Annotated in this window: 14 protein-coding genes and 3 pseudogenes; 8 read left to right on the forward strand and 9 right to left on the reverse strand. The window is 71.8% G+C overall.

Going from position 1 to position 19,145, the window contains the following annotated elements; all coding sequences use genetic code 11:
• Positions 1 to 25: 25 nt before the first annotated feature.
• Positions 26 to 742, forward strand: coding sequence for a lytic transglycosylase domain-containing protein (locus ACIHCL_RS15655; protein ID WP_399861919.1), 717 nt, complete (start codon positions 26 to 28; stop codon positions 740 to 742).
• Positions 743 to 872: 130 nt separating this feature from the next.
• Here the strand turns inward: ACIHCL_RS15655 and ACIHCL_RS15660 are convergent, their stop codons facing one another.
• Positions 873 to 1,109, reverse strand: coding sequence for a hypothetical protein (locus tag ACIHCL_RS15660; RefSeq protein WP_399861921.1), 237 nt, complete (start codon positions 1,107 to 1,109; stop codon positions 873 to 875).
• A gap of 45 nt (positions 1,110 to 1,154) precedes the next feature.
• On the reverse strand, positions 1,155 to 2,606 hold the full coding sequence (locus tag ACIHCL_RS15665; protein ID WP_399861923.1) for a hypothetical protein: 1,452 nt from the start codon (positions 2,604 to 2,606) through the stop codon (positions 1,155 to 1,157).
• A gap of 388 nt (positions 2,607 to 2,994) precedes the next feature.
• Between ACIHCL_RS15665 and ACIHCL_RS15670 the strand changes: the two genes are divergently transcribed.
• Entirely contained in the window at positions 2,995 to 4,020 is a 1,026-nt protein-coding gene (locus tag ACIHCL_RS15670; RefSeq protein WP_399861925.1) for a M23 family metallopeptidase, read from the forward strand.
• Here ACIHCL_RS15670 and ACIHCL_RS15675 read toward each other — a convergent pair.
• Together ACIHCL_RS15675 and ACIHCL_RS15680 are read right to left on the reverse strand one after the other, a co-directional pair.
• Complete coding sequence (locus tag ACIHCL_RS15675; RefSeq protein WP_399861927.1) at positions 3,993 to 5,270, reverse strand: M6 family metalloprotease domain-containing protein; 1,278 nt, start codon at positions 5,268 to 5,270, stop codon at positions 3,993 to 3,995. The two genes, ACIHCL_RS15670 and ACIHCL_RS15675, sit on opposite strands and share 28 nt — an antisense overlap.
• A gap of 338 nt (positions 5,271 to 5,608) precedes the next feature.
• The gene (locus ACIHCL_RS15680; RefSeq protein WP_399861929.1) at positions 5,609 to 6,121 is read right to left on the reverse strand and encodes a MarR family winged helix-turn-helix transcriptional regulator; all 513 of its coding nucleotides are present in this window, start codon (positions 6,119 to 6,121) and stop codon (positions 5,609 to 5,611) included.
• 135 nt (positions 6,122 to 6,256) lie between these two features.
• On the opposite strand from ACIHCL_RS15680, the gene ACIHCL_RS15685 reads away from it, so the two are divergent.
• Positions 6,257 to 7,036 carry a dioxygenase gene (locus tag ACIHCL_RS15685; protein ID WP_399861931.1) on the forward strand — a complete coding sequence of 260 codons (780 nt, stop codon included), beginning with the start codon at positions 6,257 to 6,259 and terminating at the stop codon, positions 7,034 to 7,036.
• 37 nt (positions 7,037 to 7,073) lie between these two features.
• Here the strand turns inward: ACIHCL_RS15685 and ACIHCL_RS15690 are convergent, their stop codons facing one another.
• Positions 7,074 to 8,297, reverse strand: coding sequence for a questin oxidase family protein (locus tag ACIHCL_RS15690; protein ID WP_399861932.1), 1,224 nt, complete (start codon positions 8,295 to 8,297; stop codon positions 7,074 to 7,076).
• Positions 8,298 to 8,869: 572 nt separating this feature from the next.
• Here ACIHCL_RS15690 and ACIHCL_RS15695 point away from each other — a divergent pair.
• Complete coding sequence (locus ACIHCL_RS15695) at positions 8,870 to 9,865, forward strand: RNA polymerase sigma factor RpoD/SigA (RefSeq protein ID WP_399861934.1); 996 nt, start codon at positions 8,870 to 8,872, stop codon at positions 9,863 to 9,865.
• 483 nt (positions 9,866 to 10,348) lie between these two features.
• Here the strand turns inward: ACIHCL_RS15695 and ACIHCL_RS15700 are convergent.
• Positions 10,349 to 11,299: pseudogene (locus tag ACIHCL_RS15700) on the reverse strand (helix-turn-helix transcriptional regulator); the annotation flags it as partial.
• A 542-nt stretch (positions 11,300 to 11,841) separates the two neighbouring features.
• Here ACIHCL_RS15700 and ACIHCL_RS15705 point away from each other — a divergent pair.
• Positions 11,842 to 13,380 (forward strand): MFS transporter, encoded by a 1,539-nt coding sequence (locus ACIHCL_RS15705; protein ID WP_399862286.1) that lies wholly within the window; start codon positions 11,842 to 11,844, stop codon positions 13,378 to 13,380.
• 326 nt (positions 13,381 to 13,706) lie between these two features.
• On the opposite strand, the gene ACIHCL_RS15710 is transcribed toward ACIHCL_RS15705, so the two are convergent.
• From ACIHCL_RS15710 to ACIHCL_RS15720, 3 genes and pseudogenes are all read right to left on the reverse strand, one after another.
• Positions 13,707 to 14,477 carry a DUF6227 family protein gene (locus ACIHCL_RS15710; protein WP_399861936.1) on the reverse strand — a complete coding sequence of 257 codons (771 nt, stop codon included), beginning with the start codon at positions 14,475 to 14,477 and terminating at the stop codon, positions 13,707 to 13,709.
• Between the two features lie 353 nt (positions 14,478 to 14,830).
• A complete protein-coding gene (locus ACIHCL_RS15715) occupies positions 14,831 to 15,904 on the reverse strand; it encodes a P1 family peptidase (protein WP_399862288.1) in 1,074 nt (357 codons plus the stop codon).
• A gap of 573 nt (positions 15,905 to 16,477) precedes the next feature.
• A pseudogene (locus tag ACIHCL_RS15720) lies at positions 16,478 to 17,631 on the reverse strand (low temperature requirement protein A).
• A 364-nt stretch (positions 17,632 to 17,995) separates the two neighbouring features.
• On the opposite strand from ACIHCL_RS15720, the pseudogene ACIHCL_RS15725 reads away from it, so the two are divergent.
• From ACIHCL_RS15725 to ACIHCL_RS15735, 3 genes and pseudogenes are all read left to right on the forward strand, one after another.
• Positions 17,996 to 18,403 (forward strand): annotated as a pseudogene (locus ACIHCL_RS15725) (MFS transporter); the annotation flags it as partial.
• A 121-nt stretch (positions 18,404 to 18,524) separates the two neighbouring features.
• The gene (locus ACIHCL_RS15730) at positions 18,525 to 18,902 is read left to right on the forward strand and encodes a hypothetical protein (RefSeq protein WP_399862290.1); all 378 of its coding nucleotides are present in this window, start codon (positions 18,525 to 18,527) and stop codon (positions 18,900 to 18,902) included.
• 21 nt (positions 18,903 to 18,923) lie between these two features.
• Positions 18,924 to 19,136, forward strand: a complete 213-nt coding sequence (locus tag ACIHCL_RS15735; RefSeq protein WP_399861937.1) for a hypothetical protein — start codon at positions 18,924 to 18,926, stop codon at positions 19,134 to 19,136.
• Positions 19,137 to 19,145 lie beyond the last annotated feature (9 nt).

Below are 19,145 nucleotides of genomic sequence, written 5' to 3' on the forward strand. Positions count from 1 at the left end.
GGGTGCACCGGAGGAGGCGGCGGAGATGGCGGACTCCGGGGCGCGCGGGCGCTGGTTCACGGTTCCGGTGCTCGTCCTGGTGGCCTGGCTGCTGGTACGCGGAGGCACCGCGTCCGACACGGCGGACGCGTCCCTGCCCTCGCCGTCCGGAGCCCCGTCGGCCACGGCCACGCCCGGCGGGCCGGGCACGACCGCCGAGCCGAGCCCCCCGGCGCCCGGGGCGAGCGGTCCGGCCCGGCCACCGGCCAGGGCCTACGATCCGGCGTCCTACGCCGCGCCGGTACGGACCCATGCGGCCCGGGCCGGAATCGAGCCCCGGCTGCTGATGGCGATCCTCTACAACGAGGCGTACAAGCCGCACGATCCGGAGCTGGAGCGGACCTGGCAGCGATACAAGCCGGACGCCTCCTTCGGCATCGCGAACATGCACCGCGCCGCCTTCGACGAGACGAAACGGCGGCACGGCCTCGCGGGCCGCCGCTGGGAGGACCTGCCCGACGACCGCGACCTGGCGATCGAGGCCGCCGCCTGGCACCTGCACGACCTGGCGGCGATGCTGCCCGCTCGGTGGGCCGGGGCGCACACGAAGGACGAACTGCTGGCGCTCGGCTACAACACCGGGTCGGGCAACATGCTGGCCTTCGCCCGCGGAGCACGTCCGGGCAGCCAGGCCCAGTCCTATCTGGACCGGCTGCACACCAACTGGGACAAGGCCGGGAAGGCGGTCTCGGGACGGTCGTGAGGCCCACGCCGCCTCAGGGCCACAGGGTGCCTGGACGGTCGTGAGGCCCCGACCCGGTGCGCAGGGTCCCGGCCGGTCGGAGGAACCGGCGAGCCCGCCCCGGGGGAGGGCGGGCTCGCCGGCGGTACGGTCAGGGGCTGGCGCGGTCGAAGCCGTACCTCAGCGGTTCGCTCCGTACCCGGAGGTCCCGGCGGTAGACGTAGAGCGCTTCCACCTGTATGTCGCCCGGAGAGGCGTCCAGTTGGCACGGGTATGTCACCTGGAGCACTCCGGGGCGGTCCGTGACGCGCGTCCGCAGTCCGTCGGCGGGGCCGCCGTCGAGAATCGCGCTTTCCCAGCACGGCGAGTCGTTCGCATCCGCAGTCATAGTTCAATTATTGCGCAATTCTTTAAGTTTTGGGTGGGGTGGAGATCACCAGTCGCCGCCTCCGAAGTCGCCTCCGCCGTCGAAGCTTCCCCCGCCGAGGCCCCCTCCGTCGAAACCGCCTCCGAAGTCCGACGAGTTGAAGTCGGATCCGGTGAACTCGCCCCCGCCCGGAGCCCCGGAGCCGAGGCCGCCGTCTCCCGACGGGGCGTCGGCGAACGCGGCCGGGGCGCTGAGCGCCGAACCCAGCATCGTGCCCACCAGCAGCCCGCCCACGGCGCCGACCGCCCCGCCGAAGTAGCCGCCTGCCCAGGGGGCGTAGGCGGGGCCCGCGTTCCAGTACGGCTGCGGGCCCTCGGCGGTCTGGACCTGACGGGCCATCGGTTCTTGCCCGGACGCGAGGAGTTCGGCGTCGACGCGGCACGCGGGCACGTCGCGGGGCGCGCCGCCGGGCGGGGCCCACGACACGTCCTCCGTGGAGGGGCCGTGGCGGGGGTCGAAGAAGCAGGGGACGCGGCGCTCGGGCAGCGGAGTGCCGTTGCGGCGCGCGGCCAGGGTGGCGAGTGCGAACCGTCCCTCCGCCAGGGCCTCGGTCACCGCCCGGACGTCCTGCGGCGCGGCGGCGGCGGCCATCAACTCCTTGGCCTTGTCGTACGCGTCGAGGGCGCGGGTGTAGTCCTCCCGCATCGCGTCGTCGGTGCCCGGCCCGGAGGGGCGGAAGTCGAGCCGGTCCAGTTCCTCGCCGAAGGCGGTGATGTCCTCGTCCACGACGACGCGCAGGGCGTCCAGCTCGGCGCGCTCGCGCTTCTTCCGGTTCCGGCGGTACCAGGCGTAGCCGCCGGCGCCGACCGCCGCGACCGCGCCGACGGCGAGCAGCGCCGATGCCCCGCCGCCCCCGTCGTCCGCGGACCCGCCCCAGGTGTCCGGGGCCCGGCCGCCGGCCTGTGCGGTGGCCCGGTCGACGAAGGCGGTCAGCATTCCGGCGGGGTCGCCGGAGTGGGAGCGCTTGACGGCTCCGGTCAGATTGCCGATCGCGTCGCGCGACATCACCGAGGAGTCCGCCTTCGCGTCGAAGCCGTCGCCCAGGCGCACCGCGTACACGCCGGTGACGCCGACCAGGGTGCGCAGGTCCCGCATCAGCGTGCCGGGCGCGAACTCGGCCGCTTCGGGCAGCACGGCGACGAACACCGGCTTGCCGGCGTCCTCGATCTTCTTCGCGAGTTCCTTGGCGTCGGCCTCGGAGAGCTTCCCCCGGACCCGCGGATCGACGTACACGGGCCCCTTCCGCAGGGCCTCCGCCACGGCGTCGAGTCCGGCGGCCGTGGCCTGTGCGTCGGCGGTCGCGGCCGCCGCGGGCGCCGGTGCGCCCGCGAACAGGCCGCAGGCCACCAGGGTCAGGGCCAGGGCCGCCAGGGCGCTTCGTGCGGCCCGGACGGCGTGTGCGGCCTTCGCGGTCGGGGCGGGGCCGGGTCGTGGTGGCGTCCGGTGGGCGACAGACATCAGAGTCCCTCCTCGGGCGGCGGGTCGCGATTGCGGCGGCCCCCCGTCAACGATTGCTCAGTTGCGTAATCTAGCAACTGAGATGTGTTCGAGTCGGCGGGTGCCGGACGTTCCGTCTCGACGACGGCTCCTTGCGCCGCCCTGCCCTCGCCGCGCCCTCTTGTGTGAGCGCACCACGTGATGCGTAAAGTGATGGTCAACGAAGAGCAAAGACGGTGAACGGGCGTGGGAGTGGCTGCGCGGGGGCAGGCCATGTCGGACCGTCGTGTTGTGACGACTCGTCAACTGTGCTGCCCCGCGAGCGGAACGAGAGCGGGGGTGCGCGGTGTCGGAAGAGTCGAGGGCGTCGAAGGCGCAGAGTGAATCGAGGGCGACGAGCGGGGCGAAGGTGCCGACCGCGCTGAAGGCGCTCTGGAGGTGGCATGGACCGGTCTTCGGTGTGGGCGCGTTGTGCGTCCTGGCGAACGGCCGGGGCCTCGGCCCCCTCTGGTACACCGGCGTTGTGCTGCTCGTCGTCGGCGGCCTGATGCGCTGGACCCTGGGGCGCAGTCAGCGTCCGCGCGGGGAGCGGCCCGCGGTGCCGGTCGGTGTGCCGGTGACCGGTCGGTGGATGGTGCTGAACGGGCCCGCGACGAAGGTCCCCAGCCATGTGCACAGTCATGCGCAGACGTACGCCGTGGACCTGAAGCACGACCCGGCCCCCGCGCAGGACGGAGCGGACGTCCCGGCCCCGCCGCCGTTCAACTGGCTCGTGCCCTTCGGCCGGAGGCCCCGGCACTACTCGTCCTTCGGGGCACCGGTGCTCGCCGTGGCCGACGGGGTGGTCGTCACGACCGCGAGCAAGCAGCGCGACCACCTGTCCCGGACGTCACTGCCCGGCCTCGCCTACCTCTACCTGGAGGGATTCGTCCGCACCCTGGGCCGCCCCCGCCACCTCCTGGGGAACCACGTCGTGATGGATCTGGGCGACGGCGTGTACGCGGTCTACGCCCATCTGCGGCGCGGTTCCCTGCGGGTGGCGGCGGGGGACAGGGTGGCGGTCGGCCAGGAGATCGCCACCTGCGGGAACTCCGGCAACTCCTCCGAACCGCACCTGCACTTCCAGCTGATGGACGGCTCCGATGTCATGACTGCGCGCGGCCTGCCGTTCGCCTGGCGCTATCTGGACGACGACGGTAGGCGGCGGACCGGCGTGCCCGAGGACTTCGCGCACGTCGTCGCCGACCGGGACGGGCATCTCGCCGACCCGGACGGGCGCGTCACCGGTCCGGAGGGGCGCGTCGCCGGTCCGGAGGGGCGCGTCGCCGGTCCGGTGGGGCGCGTCGCCGACCGGGACGGGCGCGTGGCGTCCGGCCGGGACGAACCGGAGCCGGGAGGCGGGGCCGTTCAGGGGCGGGATATCCGGACCCGGTAGTTCCCGTCGTCGTTCTTCTCGACCACGGATATGCGTATCCCGGTCCTCCGGTCGGTGAAGGTCTGGCCGGGCCGGAAAGCGGCGTCGGAGAGTTCGGCGTGCACATTGGGCAGCCGGGTGCAGCCACCGCTCTTCTTGGTGCTGTCCATGACCGACACCGGACCCTGACCGGTGTCGATGTCCGAGTTGACGCGGTAGATGAGCACGCCGGGCCGGCACACCTCCTCGTCGTTGCCCGCCCGGGTCCGTACCTCCACCGCGTAGCCGGATTCGGTGCTCGACGGTATGAACGCCAGCTTCGTGCCGCCCCGGGTGGCCAGCGGTTCGAGGAGGTGTTCGCTGGTGCCGGACCGGGCGACACAGGCGACCTGGCTGTTGTCCAGCCAGCCCAGCTTCCACTTGTGCCAGCCGAGCAGGTCGTTGTCGGCCCCCCAGTCCTCGGACATGATGTCCCAGTGCCCGACCGCACCGCCGCCCTCCATGGTGTACAGGTCGGGAAGGCCGAAGACATGGCCGTTCTCATGCGGCAGGACGCGGAATCCGGTCCGCCTGTACGACCCCGAACCGTCGTCCTGACGGCTGTAGATGAAGGACGTGTTGGCGAGCGGGACGCCGTCCGCGTGCGGGGCGTTGGCGTTGCCGGCGAAGGTCACGGACAGGACGGTTTCGAGCGCGGGAGGACCGGCGTTCGGCGTGACCAGGATGTTGACCAGGTCGTATCTGCTGAAGTCCACCTTCGCATCGGCGGCGGCGACGATGTCCTGGACGAGGTGCCGGTAACCCGGTTCGTACGGTGCCCCCCGGTCTATTCCGTACTCGGCGAACGGCAGCGGCATCCGCAGCCAGCTCTTCACAGGGGCGTCGGGGATGTACACGAGCCGCCCGTACGAAGCGGTCCGGAACCAGGTGACGGTCTGCGGGAAGAACTCCGCGTACCGGTCCATCGCCGGCTCGGTGCCCTGCGCGTCCGGAAAGTCGATCATCAGGTTGAGGGCGCGGACCTTGCCCGTGGAACGGACGTACCCCTTCGGGGTCGGTATGCCCTCCGACATCTGCACCCCCATGGCCGCCGGTATCCGGCACGCGGCCACACCCGCCGCCCGGGGCTCGGCCACCGGACCGGCCGAGGCCGGGCTGGGTATCGGAATGCTGCTGCTGGCCGTCGCCACTGCGGCGACCACCAGAGCCGTCGCCGAGGTGAGCGCGATCGGGCCGCGATGCCTGCGTATCCGGTGGCGGGGATGTTCCATCTAGGCGCCTCGGGGTCCGCGGCAGTCGGCCGACCCCGACTGCGCTCTGCTGATCAGCCTGGGACGGGAGGCGTGACCCCGCTCGCTGGGTGGGCCGTTCGGCTGGTTTTCCGGCCGGGAGGTGTGCGGCGGGTCGCAGCGGACCGCGGAAGTGAGCGGGGGCGAGCTACGGCTACGCCCTGCGCCGACCTACGGCACGCACCGGCGTACGGCTCGGCTCCGTTCCGGTTCCGCGCAGGTGGTACCGGGACGGAGCCGAACCCGGGCTCCGTTCCTCGTGATGACGACCATGACCGCGGCCATGGTTCGGGCGGGGCCGGCCGCCCGCCGAACCGCGCTCACCGAAGCCAGGGGAGATCCGCGTCCGTGTCCTCCGGCTGCAGCCCGGTGGCGATGACCTGCATGATCTCGCCGAGCGAGTGCACCTGCTCGGGCGTGAGCCGGTCGAACATCGCCTGCCGTACGGCGCCGACATGGCCCGGCGCGGACCGGCTGAGCATCTCGTGGCCCCGGTCGGTGAGGACGGCGTTCTGGCCGCGCTTGTCGGACGGGCAGTCCTCGCGGCGCACCCAGCCGCTCTTCTCCAGCCGTGCGACGGCATGGGAGAGCCGTGAGCGGGTGATCTTGGCGTCCTTGGCCAGTTGGGTCATCCGCTTACGGCGGCGCGGCGCCTGGGAGAGCTGGACGAGCAGTCCGTAGTAGATGTGCGGCATGCCGGCGTCACGTTGCAACTGGCGGTCGAGATGGTCCTCCAGAAGCATGGTGGCGTGGAGATACGCACGCCACGCTCTCTGCTCTTCATCCGAGAGCCAGCGCGGTTCGCCGGGTGGTGCCGTGGTCATGTACTCCACTGTATGCCTTTTCTTGAAAGTTTAACTAGATAGGGCTAAGGTCTCAGGGGGTAGGAGCTTGAAGATTAAAGAATCCTTCCTTTTCAAAGAGACCTTAAAAAGACATACCTTGAGCAGCAGCGGATGGGGAGTGCCATGACAGTCGCCGCGGAGCGCATGCCCGCCCTCTACCTCTCCCACGGAGCGCCACCGCTGGCCGACGACCCGGTCTGGCCCGGTGAACTGGCCGCCTGGTCCGCTGCCTTGCCCCGGCCCCGCGCGATCCTGATGGTCTCCGCGCACTGGGAGGAGGCGCCGCTCGCGCTCGGCGCGACGGAGACGGTTCCGCTCGTCTACGACTTCTGGGGCTTCCCCGAGCACTACTACCAGGTGCGGTACGCCGCTCCGGGCGCGCCGGAGCTGGCGCAGGACGTGCGCAAGCTGCTGCGGCGTGCGGGAACGCCGGTCCAGGACACGCCCCACCGCGGGCTCGACCACGGCGCGTACGTGCCGCTGGCGGAGATGTTCCCCGACGCGGACATCCCCGTGCTTCAGATCTCCATGCCGACGCTGGACCCGCGAGAGCTCATGGACATCGGGCGCAGGCTCGCACCCCTGCGCGACCAGGGCGTCCTGATCGTCGGCAGCGGCTTCTTCACCCACAACCTGGTCGCGCTGCGCCACGCGGGTGGTGTCCCCGGCTGGTCGTCGGAGTTCGACGAATGGGGGGACCGGGCGCTCCGCGCGCAGGATGTCGACGCGTTGCTGGACTTCGAACGCAAGTCCCCGGCCGGCCGGCTGGCCCATCCGCGCACCGAGCACTTCGCGCCGCTCTTCGTGACGCTCGGCGCCGCGGAGGAAGAGCTGGACCGGGGACGGAGCGTCATCGACGGGTTCTGGATGGGGCTCGCGAAGCGCTCGGTGCAGTTCGGCTGAGGCGGTGGGCGTCATCGGAATCGTGCGGCCGGCTGCGTCAGGGGGCCGGGGGGATCAGCTCGACCGCGCGGAGCCCGGCGAGCAGGGCGGTGTCGTCGCCCACGTCCAGTGCGGTGTCGGCGAACTTGATGGCGTGGTCGTCGCCGTGCGCCGCAGCCCTGGCGAACAGCTCCTCGGCTGACGAGGAGGAGCGCGGGCACGAGGACGGGGGCGCGGAGGCGGTCGCGGATGCGTGCCGGGTCGGGGCCGGGGCGGGCTCGGACGGGGCGTACGCGGCGGTGACCGCGGCGCTCGCCGCCCAGGCGGCCTCCAGGCTCGGCGCCCACAGCGTGCGGGGGAGCGCGGGCAGGGCGCGCAGTACGGCGTTGGGCGCGGTCGCGGCGTGCACCAGCATGACCGGTTCGCCGTGCCCGTACGCGGCGTAGCGGTGGGTCGCGGCCCGCACCAGTTCTTCCAGGCGGGTTTGCGCCTCGTCCGGGTCGCCGACCGGTTGCCGCGGCCACACCGGGAACCCGGTGAGCAGTGCCAGCCGGTCCCGGATGCCGCCGCTCTGAGCGGACACCGGAGGCACCGCGTCCAGCGCGGTCGCGGCACTCGGGGCGGGCGCCAACGGGGTCAGCGCCGGGAGCGGCTGGTGCCGGGCGGCCCAGTAGCCGAGGCCGTGGGCCAGCTCCGCGACCCGGGGCGCGCTCGCCTCACCGGCGAGCAGGGTGCGCGCGGCGTGGCCGACCCGGATGACGGGGTGGGTGGCGCCCGCCGCGATCCCGGGCAGCAGCCGCGGCCACCACTCGGCCAGCACCTCCCGCCAGGGGCGCTCGGTCGTCTCCTGTGCGAAGTACGCCGTCCAGTCCGCGATCCGTCGCGGGTCGCCCAGGGCCTCGCGCCAGTTCTCCGCCGTGACCCGCGACGTGGTGCCGGGCATGTCCTCCAGCTTGTGCCGGTAGTGGTCGAGCCATCGGTGGACGGTCGGTGCCTGACCGTGCCGGACCAGCGCCTCGACAGCCATCGGGGCGTGGTTGCTCAGCCAGCCGTCGCGCTCCGGGCCCGAGGAGTGGAGCCGCTCCAGCGCCTCGTCGAGCGTGCCGGTGGTGTCGTCGGCGCGGGCGGCGCGGGTGCTGCGGGCGTCCGAGGCGGCGTCACGGTCGACGTGACCACCGTGGGCGCGGTGATCGTCGTGGGTGAACGGGCGCGCGGTGCCGTCGAAGTTCGTGTCCGTGGTTCCGTCGGGGACCCGGGAATCCCCGCTCCTGGTATCGCTCATACGGAAGCACGCTAGGGGCGCGCCCCGTGAAGCGTAACGGGCCGTGGGCGTAATCCGGACCCGTGCCCCGGCCCTAGGACCGCAGACCCAGCCGCTTCCCTTACCAGGTCATGGCACGGTAGGCACCGTGCTTCCACACCCGCCCCGGCCTACGCGCCGGCGCGACGGAGACCGAAACGCGCGAGCGGCCGGTCCGCGGCGGAACCGGCAATACGGACATCCCAAGCAACCTGGAGACGGCGCGGGCCGTCTTCAGGATGGGAAAGGGAACGAAAGCACGGCGGCCGCTGTTCGGGTGTGAAGAGGGCCGAATCGGATGTGACCGCAATCTCATACGCGTCATGGCCGGGGATATGCCCGAGCGTCCGTGGACCGCCCTCAATGCTCGGTCTGACCTGCGTTTCTGCTTGATCGTGCGGTGTGCTCGCCCGTACCGCGGGCGACGCAGGGTACTGCATGATCGCGAAATTGAATGCCGGGCATGGGAATTCTGTCCTGATTCCAGTCGTTGTTTCCATCGGATGCAGGGCACCCGAGGAGGGTGTCGCGACTTACTCAGCAAGGGAGCTCGCATGGCAACCCGTGCCGTCGCCCGTCGTTCGTCCGCCAGTGGTGGGACCAACCGGGCGAGCAGTGCTCGCGCGGGCGGAGAGATCGCCGATCGCGACCTGGTCGGCATGTACCTGGACGAGATCGCCCGTACGCCCCTGCTCGACGCCGCGAGGGAAGTCGAGCTGTCACAGGCCGTCGAGGCCGGTGTCTACGCCCGGCAGATACTCGACGGCGTGGTGGAGAGCGACGCCGGCGGAGCGACGCGCGAGGAGCTGGTGGCTCTGGTCGCCGAGGGCGAGCGGGCCAAGGACATGTTCATCCGCTCCAACCTGCGGCTCGTGGTCGCCGTGGCACGCCGTTACCCGCGGGCCGGGCTGCCCCTGCTCGACCTGATCCAGGAGGGGAACGCGGGCCTCGTGCGCGCGGTCGAGAAGTTCGACTACGCCAAGGGCTTCAAGTTCTCCACGTACGCGACGTGGTGGATCCGTCAGGCCATCACCCGCTCCATAGCCGACCAGTCCCGCACGATCCGGCTCCCGGTCCATCTGGTGGAGGAGCTCGGCCGGATCCGTCGTGTGCAGCGCGAGTTCAACCGCGAACACGGGCGCGAGCCGGAGCACACGGAGATCGCCGCCGAGCTGGACTCCACGCCGGAGCGCGTCGGCGATGTCCTGGACTGGGCCCGTGACCCGGTCAGCCTCAACATGTCCGTGGACGACGAGGGCGAGACGCAGTTCGGCGATCTGCTGGAGGACACCTCCGCGGTGTCGCCCGAGCAGTCGGTCATGACGCTGCTGCGCAGCGAGGAGCTGGAGGACCTGATCGGCAAGCTCGACCAGCGCACCGCCTCCATCATCCGCATGCGGTACGGCATCGAGGACGGCCGCGAGCGGACCCTCACCGAAGTGGGCAAGCAGCACGGCCTGACCCGCGAGCGGATCCGTCAGATCGAGAAGCACGCACTGCTCGAACTGAAGCGCATGGCCCGCGACACGGGTTTTGACGCCGCGGCGTGAGCGGTCGTCCAGTAACCTCCGGAGCAGGTCGCTTCGCTTGAGCCCTGGGCGTCGCCTTTGTGTGACGCCTCGGATGCCGCTCCGCGTGACGCCCTGAGCGTCGTCCCGTACGACGCCCCCGAGCTGAGTCCCGGCGCCCACCCCCCCCTGGCGCCGGGGCTCATTTCTTTACCCCGGTCCCCTTGACCCGGATCCGCTCCCCCCGTTTTCTCCTGCCTCGGCTTTTTCCGCCTCAGCTTCGTTCGCGTCAGTTCCCGGTTCCACGGCCCCTCCTCTCTTCACGGCCCCACCCCTTTCCACGGCCCCTTCCTCCCCGACCTCCGTGGCCCCGAGGTGCTCCGCACCGGCGTGCTGGATGCCGACGCCCTGTCTGCCGGTGTGCCGTGTTCCGGCCGGCGGCGCACCGGTGTGCTCCTCGGCGTTCGTGGCCGTGTTCGTGGCCCTGGCCGTCGCGGTGGTCGCGGTGACCGTCGTGGCACGTGTGGCGCGGTTCAGCCGGGCGCCCAGATCGCTCAGGTACGTCACCAGCGCAGCAGGCCCGTGGACGGTGAACTCGCAGTCCACCAAGGCCAAACGGAGCGCCACCCACTCCAACGAGTCCGTCAGCGTGGCCCGTATCCGGCACCCGTTCCCGGCGGTCGGTTCCGGTGGGCCGAACGAGTGTGGCAGCCTGGCCGACACGAAGTCCGCCGGGGCGGCGAAGCTCACCTCGACCTCCAGTTCCGGCTGCCGTCTGCTGATGGAGCCGCTCAGGAACTTCGCTGCGTCACCCGTCGGCAGCTCGCGCGGAGCGAACCGGGCCCCGGTCGCGAACGGCTCGCTGATCCGGTCGACCCGGAACGTACGCCAGTCCGCGCGCCCCAGGTCGTACGCGACGAGGTACCAGCGCCACCCCGCGCTCACCAGCCGGTACGGCTCGGCCTCGCGCCTGGTCTCGGCGCCGTCACCCGCGCGGTAGGCGAACCGCAGCCGCTCCTGACCGGTGACCGCCGCCGCCATCACCGTCAGCGTGCGCGGATCGATCGTCGAGCCGTCGCCCCGGGTCAGCGGAACCGTGGCGTTCTGCAGGGTCGAGACCCGGTGCCGCAGGCGCGACGGCAGCACCTGTTCCAGCTTGGCCAGTGCCCGTACGGAGGCCTCGTCGACCCCCTCGATGGCGTGCCCGGCACCGGCCCGCAGGCCCACCGCGATGGCCACGGCCTCCTCGTCGTCGAGCAGCAGCGGCGGCATCGCGGTGCCCGCGACCAGCCGATAGCCGCCGATCGATCCGCGCGTGGCCTCGACCGGATAGCCGAGCGCCCGGAGCCGGTCGATGTCGCGGCGGATGGTGCGCGGGCTGACGTCGAGTCGCTCGGCGAGTTCGCTGCCCGGCCACTCGCGGGGCGTCTGGAGCAGCGACAGCAGATTCAGCAGCCGTGCCGGAGTGTTCGTCATGGGCCCACCCTCGGGTCGCAGTGCGGTCGTGTGTCCGAGCCTGGTCGAGCGCCGGTGCTCGGCCGGTCAACGGTGTTCGGCCGGGTAACGGTGTTCGGTCGGGCGCCGGTACCCGGTCGTCCGGCCGCGCATGGCCCGTCTCCGTGCACGGTCCCGTCTCCGTGCACAGTCCCGTCTTCCCGCACGGTCCGGTGCCCGTGCAGGGCCGGGTGCCGGCGCACGGTCCCGCCACCACGCATGGCCGGGGTGCCCGCGCACGGTCTTGTGGCCGCGTGCGGGCGGCGCCGGAGGTCGGTTCGGTGATGTCAGTCACCGGGCCAGGATGCCGGTTCATTGGGCCATGAGCTGACCTAATGAACATCTAGTGTCTTTCCATGCCTTCTTCCGCAACACCGCCGTCCCCGGCGTCCGGCCCCTCGGCCGGTTCGGCCACTCCGGCCGCGTTGGTCACTCCAGCCCCATCGGCCATATCGCCCGCTTCAGCCTCGTCGGGCACCCCGGCCGCGTCGGACCGGCGGCGCTGGTTCGCCCTCGCCATCGTGATGACCGCGGCCTTCATGGACCTGGTGGACGTCACGATCGTCAATGTCGCCGTTCCGAGCATCCGGCAGGACATCGGCGCCTCGTTCAGCTCGATCCAGTGGATCACCGCCGGATACGCCCTGGCCTTCGCGGCCGGGCTGATCACCGGAGGCCGGCTGGGCGACATCCACGGCCGCAAGCGGCTGTTCCTCGTCGGCGTCGGCGGCTTCACACTGGCCTCCGCGCTCTGCGGCTTCGCCGTGAGCCCGGAGATGCTGGTCGCCTCGCGCATCCTTCAGGGCGGCACTGCCGCGCTGATGGTTCCGCAGGTGCTGTCGATCGTGCACGCCACCTTCCCGGCACACGAGCGCGGCAAGGTCTTCGGACTCTTCGGCGCGATCGTCGGGCTCGGCTCGATCATGGGGCCGCTGTTGGGCGCTCTGCTCACCCAGTGGAACATCGCTGGCCTCGAATGGCGGCCGATCTTCCTGATCAACCTGCCGGTCGGCATCGCGGCCCTGATCCTGGGCAACAGGTTCATCACCGAGTCCAAGGCGCCGCAGGCGCTCCGGCTCGACATGGTCGGTGTCGTCCTGGTGACGCTGGGGATGCTGATGTTGATCTACCCGCTGACCAGGGGGCGGGAGCTGGGCTGGCCGCTGTGGGGCCATCTGTCGATGGCCGGCAGCCTGCTGGTGTTCCTGGTATTGGTGCTGTTCGAGCGGGCGAAGGCGGGCAAGGACGGTTCACCGCTGGTCGAGCTCTCGCTGTTCCGGTTCAAGAGCTTCGCGGCCGGTATCGCCGTGCAGCTGACCTTCGGCATCGGGCTCGGCATCTTCTTCCTGGTCTGGACGCTCTACATGCAGATGGGTCTCGGCTGGACCGCGCTGCGGGCGGGGCTGACCGGAATCCCGTTCTCGATCGCCGTCTCGCTCGCCGCCGGGATCTCCGTGCAGAAGCTGGTGCCCAGGTTCGGCCGTAAAGTCCTCCAGACCGGCGTGCTGCTGATGATCGCCGGTCTGCTGCTCTACACAGCGGTGTCCGAACGGTACGGAATGGGCATCACGTCCTGGCAGATGGTGACGCCGCTGGTGGTCATGGGCCTCGGCATGGGCCTGATCGTCGCGCCGCTGACGGACATGGTGTTGTCCGAGGTGCCGAAGGAGCACTCCGGTTCGGCCTCCGGCCTCATCAGCACCGTTCAGCAGATGGGCAACGCGCTCGGGCTCGGACTCGTCGCGGTCGTCTTCTTCGGGGTGATCGACGACCAGCCGGCGGCCCAGCAGACAGGAATGGCCGGAGCGGCGGGACCGGCCTTCGCGGAGGCGTTCCGGCACTCGCTGTGGTGGGTGGCCGGAGTGCTCGGGGTGATCTTCGTGGTGATGTTCGCGCTGCCCGCGCGCCCGAAGCAGCACATGGAGGGTGGCGACGGGGCCATGGCAGGCGGCACCCCGGCCGAGGCCGGCGAGTCGGGGATGGGCAGGGGGGTCGGTGGCGGTTCCGGTGCCGGGTCCGAGGGCGCCGCCGCGCCGGGCAAGGAGCCCGCGCTGCTGTCGTGAGGCCCTGAAGCCGTGGGCGGTGTGCTGTCGTGAGGCCCTGAAGCCGTGGGCGGGTGCGCTGTCGCGATGCTCTGAAGCCTTTCCGGGGGCTGTCTCGTGGGGTCCTGCCGTCGTGAAACCAGTGGTGCCCGCTCCCTACGGGGCGGGCACCGTTGCTTTGCTTGCGCCACTCGTTCAGCCCTGGTGCCGCCCTGGCCCTCTCGGCCCCCAGGGGTGTTCTGGCCCGTGCCGGCGGCCTGACGGCCCCGACCCGGCGGGCCCCGACCCGGCGGGGGCCGGCACGGGCGGCCCGCGGGGGTGGACCCGAGGGCCCGCCCCCGCTCTGGTCAGCAGATGCGCGTACGGCTCTCCATGGCGCCACGCGCGGAGTCCTCGTCGGTGTACACCTCGCACATGTGGCGGCCGTCGGGGGTGGCCGTGTGCTCGACCTCCCACAGGCTCGTCTCGCTGCCGTCCAGGAGGAGGAAGGCGTGCTCATACAACGTGAACCCGGCGTTCCGCCCGCCGACTTGGCACTGGCGGCCGAAGACCTGGGTGATGTGGTGGGCGAAGGCGGCGCGCAGCAGCCGGGCGGTCTCCTCGCCTGGGCCGTCGCTGTTCTCCGCGCGACGCAGCACGCGTCGGGCGTGGTCGGCGGAGTTGTCCGGGGCGTACGTCCGGGGCATCGGGGCCGGGGGAGCGGCCATCAGGATCGTGAGCGTCTCCACATCGGCCTGCGGCCCGTCTTCCCCGAACAGCGGGACGTCCCCGAGACCGCCCGCCAGCCTGGCGGCCGCGACCTGGGCATCGGCCTCGTCGTCGTACAACTCGTGGTGACGGAATTCGGGTTCTTTCCGGGACCGCGGATCCTCCGTGTCCCGCGGACCGCTGTGCACGAGCTCCCACAGGGAGACGGCGGTCCCGTCGGACAGCAGATACGTGTGCCGGTAGGTCTCCCGATGAAGCACGGAACTGTGGTGCGAGGAGTGCAGGGAACTGCTGTGGGCGAGCGCGGTACCGAGTCTTTCGACCGTACTGTCCGGCAGGTCGAAAGAGTTGAGTGCCCGTCGCAGGAGTCGCTCGAGGTGTTGCTCGGTTGTCTCGTACGGATCGCTCAAGGTGCTGTCTCCAGGCCGTTGCCGCGTGTTACGTGGTGCGTGCTTAACGTAGTCCCTGGCTCAGACATCGTGACCGGGGTTCAGGAAAACGATCGGCGCACGAGGATGGTTCCTGGCGGTTCGTCCGAACTTCCTCTCCCCGTAGGGGAGTCGGGGCCGGGCGGGTGTGCGACGGCCGAGGCGCGACGGTAGGCGCTCGGGGCGGTCGGGACCGTCGAAGGCCGGCCGCGCCGGGCCGTCGCGCGGAATATCGGAGCGGTCGTGCGGGGAGGTGCGCGGGGCCGTCGGACGGCGTGCGCGCGGGGCGTCTGCGCGGGGATGCGCCTGGCGGTGGTGGGGCGTGCACGGGGCGGTCATGCGGAGGTCGCGGGGGTGCCGTAGAGATCGCTGTACGAGGGATGGCCGGCCGTGCCCTGGCGGTCCGGGGTCCCCTGCGCCGCCCGGACGGCCTTCACAATGGCGCGGGCCAGGCAGTCCGCTCCGGCCGCCAGCAGGTCGTTGAGGGCGATCGGGTTGTGCGGGTCCAGCGGCCGGGCGCCGGTGGCCAGCGCGAATACGGTGTCCCCGTCGGTCAGCAGGTGCACGGGGCGCACAGCGCGCGCCAGCCCGTCATGTGCCGTTCCCGCGAGCTTCTGCGCCTGGGCCCGGGTGAGGTCGGCGTCCGTGCCGACGACCGCGAGCGTGGTGTTGAGCGGGCGGGCCGCACCGGCCTCCCGCGCCTCCGCCAGGCGCCGCAGTGCCGCGCGATGGATCTCGGGCGCCGGGACGACCGGCGGTTCGGCGGCGCCGTACTCGCCGTACAGCACGCCCGTACGCGGGTCGACCACCGAACCCGCGGCGTTCACCACGACGAGCGCGCCCACCGTGATCCCGGACCCCAGGCGCACGCTGGCCGTGCCCACCCCGCCCTTGAGCCGTCCGGCGACCGCGCCCGTCCCGGCGCCGACGCACCCCTCGGCGACCGGCGCCCCCGGCTCCGTACCCGCCGCGTCCTCCACCGCCGCGCGACCGGTCGAGGCGTTCGGGCGGGCCCGCCAGTCACCGCCCCGACCCAGGTCGAAGAGGCACGCGGCCGGCACCACGGGTACCACCTGCGACGGATCCGGGCCCACCCGCACCCCGCGCCCCCGTTCCTCCAGCCAGGCCATCACGCCGGACGCGGCGTCCAGTCCGTATGCGCTGCCACCCGTCAGGACGACGGCTTCGATCCGCTGCACCAGATTGCGCGGATCGAGGGCATCCGTCTCCCGGGTGCCGGGACCGCCGCCGCGCACGTCCACGGCCGCGATCACACCGCCCTCGGGGGCGAGCACGACCGTGGTGCCGCTCAGTGCCCCCTCGCCCGCCACCCGTGCATGGCCGACGCGCAGCCCGGCGACATCCGTCAGTGCGTCCGCAGGTCCGCTCCCGACCGGCCCGCTCCCGATGGGGCCGGTGTCGAAGAGCCCTGACGCCTCGGCCGGGCCAGTTCCGGAGGCTCCGGTTCTGGTTGTTCCGGCACTGGGGGCCCCGGTTCCGGACCCACCCGGCGCCTCGACCGGGGCGTTCCCGGAGGCGCCGACGTCCGTGAGGCCGCTCGCGGAGGCGCCGGCATCCTCGGGGGCGCTCCCGGTGGGCACGTCCTCGGTCGGGCCACTCCCGGAGGAGTCGCCCTCCATGGGGCCGCCCGGGGTGGTGCCCGGCGGCAGCGGGCCGGTGGTCATGGATTCTCGCCGCTCCTGCGGTTCTTCCGTCACCGTACGCTCCTTCTTCCCGGCCCGACCGGTACGCCTCCGCGCCGGGCTCCGTCCGCCCTACCGCTCACTGCCCCTCCCACATGCTCTCAACGCTTCGTCCACTGCCCGCTGCCCCACCCGACGACCGGGGACGGGTTGACCGGCTGCACATCGTGCTGCTCACCGGTTGTCCAAGCCCGCGCCGCCGACGGCCCCGTGCTCGCGCGACCTCCCCGCACCCGCCCGCGCCCCCCGCATTGGCGCCCCCCCTCCGGAGGTATCCGCTCATTCCGCCGCCGGAGCGGTCCGCCCGGAGAGCAGCACTCCCGTGGTCACGGTCGCAGCCGCCACAAGACCCGCCGCCGACACCGCCCACTCACCGGCGAACGTGCAGGCCAGGATCGCCGGCGCGGCCAACGGGAGGGACAGCTGCTCCGCGGGATCGCGCTTGAAATGACGGGCGTGCAGAGCCCACACCGACAGCAGGAAGACCGCGGTCGGTACGGTGACCGAAGCGGCGGCCGTGATGCCCGAGATAGGGGCCTTGCCCACGGTCTCCTCCGCCGCGACCTCGATGCCCGAGCCGATCGCCGCCGCGGAACCGAGGACCAGGTAGTGCCCGTATCCCCAGACGAACGCCTCCTTGCTGCCGCGAAGGCAATCGTGGATCGGCACGGCGAAGTAGATCCACCAGGCGGAGAAGACGATCAGCAGCCCGCCTGCGGTGAGCGGCAGCAGTTCGCCGAAACGCGTTGTGCTCGGTCATCGCCTCCTGGACCGCGACGGTGGCCGCCGCGATCGACTCGCCCAGCACGATGATCGTGAACAGGCCGTACCGCTCGCCGATGTGACGGGGATGCCAGCTCGTCGCGCGTTCGCGTTCGGCGATCGCCGGAACCGACAGCTCCGCAAACACCAGCACGAGGAACACGGCGGCACGCGCACTCCCCTTGTTCCCGGTCGGGAACAGCATGCCGATCCAGCCCAGTTGCACCACGGCGATGCCGACGGCATACCTCAGCGCGACACGGCGTTCGGTCCCCCGGGTGCGATGGGCGGCACGCAGCCACTGGCTGGTCAGGGCGAGCCGCATCACGACATAGCCCGCGACACCGACCGTCCAGTCGCCCGAGTCGAAGGCGCGCGGCACCCCGGAGGCGAAGATGAGCACGCCGGCGATCTGGATGAAGGTGACCACGCGGTACAACACATCATCGGTCTCGTAGGCCGAGGCGAACCAGGAGAAATTGACCCAGGCCCACCAGATCGCGAAGGAGACGGCCGCGTAGCTGACGACGCCGGTGGCCGCATGCCCCCTCGACGACGGCATGGACCAGCCGTCTGCCCGCCTGGGCCACGGCGACGACGAAGCAGAGGTCGAAGAGGAGCTCCAGCGGGGTTGACGCGCGATGTTCCTCGGTGCGGCTGCGGGCAGTCATTCTTGGCGTGAGGAACAGCACATCAGATGAGGAAAAGGGTGTGCGACGGACGCCATGCCGGAGGCCGGCGCGCACCCCGGACCGTTATCAGACCGCTCGCCCCCGCCGGGCCGCAGGTGGCTGCCTGAGCCCCGGGCCGCTGCCCGAGCGGCGGGCCGCTATCTGAGCCCTCAACCGTCAACCCGACCCGGCCAGGGTCGCTGCTCGGGCCCCTGACCCTTACCTGAGCCCTCAACCGTCTCGCCCGGACCCCGGGTCGACATGCGCGTTTCCGGCCGTCTTCCGGGCCCCGGACGGGCGAACGGCTCACTCTGCCGAACCGCAAAACAGGGCCAACCATCACGTATATCCCTACGGTGGCGGCGTGACCGAGCCACCAGACGACCCTGCGGCGGCAGAGCCCGTCCCCAGTGCCCCCACCGGCCCCCCAGGGGATCAGGGAACCGCGCCGCCTGCCGACACCGCCTCGCCCGGGACGCCCGCCGGAGCCGGGAGGAGGCCTCCCACCGGGAAGCACGCCGAGAGTCGATCTGTCCCGCTCCGGGGCGCCGGGCCCCGTTCCGTCACCGCCCGTGCGACGTGCGCGGGTGTTCTCGTCTCCGCCCTGCTCGTCTTCGCGATCGTGTTCGGCAGCCGGTTCCTGGAGAACTTCGACTCCGCCCTCCTCCCGTATGCCGTGGCCACCGTCTTCCTCGCCTTCGGCGTCGCCTACCGCTACACGGTCTGGATCTCCGCGCCCGGTGCCCGTCGCCTGTTCAAGCAGGGGTGGCGGGGCCCAGCGGCCCCCGGGCGGCCACGGGCCCTCCGAGCCCTCGAAACACCGGGAGCGCGCGCAGCACCGGAAGCACCCGAACCACCCGGAGAACCCAGCGGGCCCGGAGGACGCGGAGGGCCTGGAGGACCCGGCGAGCGTCGACCGCCCGGAGCGCCCGGGTTACCGTTCCGGCAGTGCCCGCCCCGAACTCAACCGCCCGGTCCACCACGGCTATCCGCAGATCCGTGCCACCAGCGGCTACGGCGACCCCCGCGTCCGGCATACCGGCCCCGCTCCGGGCGCGGGAACCGAGCAGGAACCCGAACGCTCCTCGAAGCTGACGGCCCGGCTGGTGCTGGCGATGACCGTGGTCGCGGGGCAGCTCTGGGGACTGACCGTCGTCGTCGACGCGTGGATGACGGGGGACACCCGTACGGCCTGGTGGGGCGCCGGTCTTCTCTGCCTGTCGTTCCTCGTGGTCCTCGGGCTGTGGAGGCTCGACCCGAAGGATCGCTGACCGCCGCCGTACCCTGGATACATGAGCACCGCCCCCGCCCCCGGCCCGCGCGATTCGAAGTCGTCGGAGCCGGGTCGGCCGAAGCCGAGACCGACTCTGATCTTCGACGATCCGTTGGATCAGCAGTCCGCGGACGATACGGACCGAGGGTGGGGCGAGCGGGCCCCGGCCGGTGACAGCGCCGCCGACGATCTGGCGCGCTTCCTGGACGAGAAGCCGCCCCACCACATCTGAGCTCTCCGC

This window comes from Streptomyces sp. NPDC052042 (assembly GCF_044548345.1).
Classification (GTDB): domain Bacteria; phylum Actinomycetota; class Actinomycetes; order Streptomycetales; family Streptomycetaceae; genus Streptomyces.